The sequence below is a fragment of the Tenacibaculum soleae genome, assembly GCF_001693415.1.
GTDB classification, from domain to species: domain Bacteria; phylum Bacteroidota; class Bacteroidia; order Flavobacteriales; family Flavobacteriaceae; genus Polaribacter; species Polaribacter soleae.
In genome coordinates this window covers 1-2,032 of record NZ_MAKX01000011.1, presented here as the reverse complement: position 1 = coordinate 2,032, position 2,032 = coordinate 1, and the positions used below count along the sequence as shown (strand labels likewise).

Sequence of the window (2,032 nt, the reverse complement as noted above, 5' to 3'; positions counted from 1 at the left end):
TCATCAAAAAACAGACTCATTAAAATCCAATCTTTTTTAATTCCAATTCTGTAAAATACCTACAGTTATTTGAAAATCAATTGACTATGTCATTATTTTATGCTAACTTCGCCAAACTGTTATACGTTATCAACGTTTTGATAGTGAAACTCTCAACGATGTCAATCGTACAGTTTGAGCCGAAACTTCCTTAAAAGTCTATTTCGTTAGTATTTTAAAAATTGTACTTAATCCTACTTTAATAAGTCCGAAAATGTCTATTTGGAACCCAAAAGGCTGATCATATTAAATACAACGTRTTTGTATATGGTTTGTTGCGTGGTTTAAACAACTAATTTAGTAAATAAAAACCGAATAGAAAATCCGCAAGGATTTTCGTAAGTAGCCTAGAACTAGCAATAAATTATATACGGTGTTGTGTGTTCGTTTTTATTAATAATTAATATTCTCCCAAACCAATAAATCTTCAATCCTCTCCAAATTCAAATTTTCTGATTGATTAATAGCTTTAATTCGGTTTGAAAATTTTTCTAAAATCAATTCTGTTTCATTAATAGCCTTTTTCAATTCCTCTTTTTTTATTCGAAAAACCCTTCTCTTAGGAATTGGAGTAAATTCCTCTTCAAACTCCTGAACATTTAAATCAAACATAATCTCGTCTTTGTCAAATTTTACTATTGGAGCAGGGTGTCCTTCATAAAAAGATTCTTTTCCATTTGAAATGTTTCTCCAAAACTGGATATCTCCTAAATCTCCGCAACATTGTGGATAGAAAAGCTTTTCTCCATTAATTTCAAGAACATATCCACCAAATAAAGGACTTGCTTGTTCTCTATCATATTCAGCTTTTCGTAATTCCTCTGTGTGGTCAACGACAATTTTATTAAGATTTTCGTCACTAATTAAATCAATACTGTAAATCGAAGCTCCAGGGTCGAATGGCTTAAAAGAATCTTTGAATCCAGCTTTTTTGTATGACTTATGATTGAAATCATCCCATTCAGTTGGATATTTCCAATAAGGTCCCTGTTCAGGAGATTCAATCCCCTGATTTGCATATCCGATTTCTATTACTGGTATTAACTTCATTTTTTTCTAATGACACACAACGGTTTTGTGTTATGGAAAGTTGCTGTTTTTGTGAGCGAGGAATTTTCCACCGGAAAATTCCAAAGTTTCAAAAACTCAACGATCTTTGATAAAGCACTAAACTAAGCAATTTTTTATACACGTTGTTGTGCAACGTAATTTTATTTAATTTTCAATTCCTAATTCTTCGTATCTATTATTCATTCGTTCTACAAATTCAGAATAATAAACTTTTTCTGTTATTTCTCCATTAACTAAACTTTCAAGATTATTAAAGTTTTCCATCTGGTTATAAGTCCTTTTATTTTCATTTTTTATTCCTAAGTCAAAGCCTTTTTTTGTTTTCTTTAAAATATTTCCAACAAAATTAGAATCCACTTTTGAGTGAAAAAATAATGAATCATTTTTCAAAATTATCTTTCGAGGAAACATTCTCAACATATATTCAGAACAAATATGAACAGTGTCATTTTTGATGAAAATTTCGGTATAATCAATCGTGTTATTTTCGAGTTTTTCAGAGCTACTTGAATACCAATTTCCAGAAATATTCCAGTTTTCCTTTATTCCATTACAACTTATAAGTGAAATCATTATTAATGAAAATATCAGTTTTTTAGTCATTCGTGATTTTTGTCTTATGTTGCACAACGTGATTGTATATGGTTTGTTGCGTGGTTTAAGCAACTAAGTTAATAAATAAAAACCGAATAGAAAATCCGAGAGGATTTTCGTAAGTAGGCTAGAACTAGCAATAAATTATATACGGTGTTACCCAACGTTTTTTATTCCGATTTTATATTTTTCGGCTGTTTCTTTGTCAAAAAATATTGTTATATGGTCTTGCATTGGCATCATTGTATTATCTCTAAATTCAAATGCTGAAATCCATATTTCTTTTCCATTCTCAAATTCAATTCTCACATCTTGTGGATAATATTTC

Annotated in this window: 2 protein-coding genes; both read right to left on the bottom strand. The window is 29.7% G+C overall.

The window, feature by feature from the left end:
• Nucleotides 1-432: 432 nt before the first annotated feature.
• Nucleotides 433-1,089: a hypothetical protein gene (locus tag BA195_RS09605; protein ID WP_068704887.1), complete on the bottom strand. Its 657-nt coding sequence runs from the start codon at nt 1,087-1,089 to the stop codon at nt 433-435.
• A 165-nt stretch (nt 1,090-1,254) separates the two neighbouring features.
• A complete protein-coding gene (locus BA195_RS09600; RefSeq protein WP_141677686.1) occupies nt 1,255-1,713 on the bottom strand; it encodes a hypothetical protein in 459 nt (152 codons plus the stop codon).
• Nucleotides 1,714-2,032 lie beyond the last annotated feature (319 nt).

Coding starts and splice junctions, on each gene's coding strand:
- BA195_RS09605 (WP_068704887.1), bottom strand. CDS start 1,089: ATGAAGTTAATACCAGTAATAGAAATCGGATATGCAAATCAGGGGATT.
- BA195_RS09600 (WP_141677686.1), bottom strand. CDS start 1,713: ATGACTAAAAAACTGATATTTTCATTAATAATGATTTCACTTATAAGT.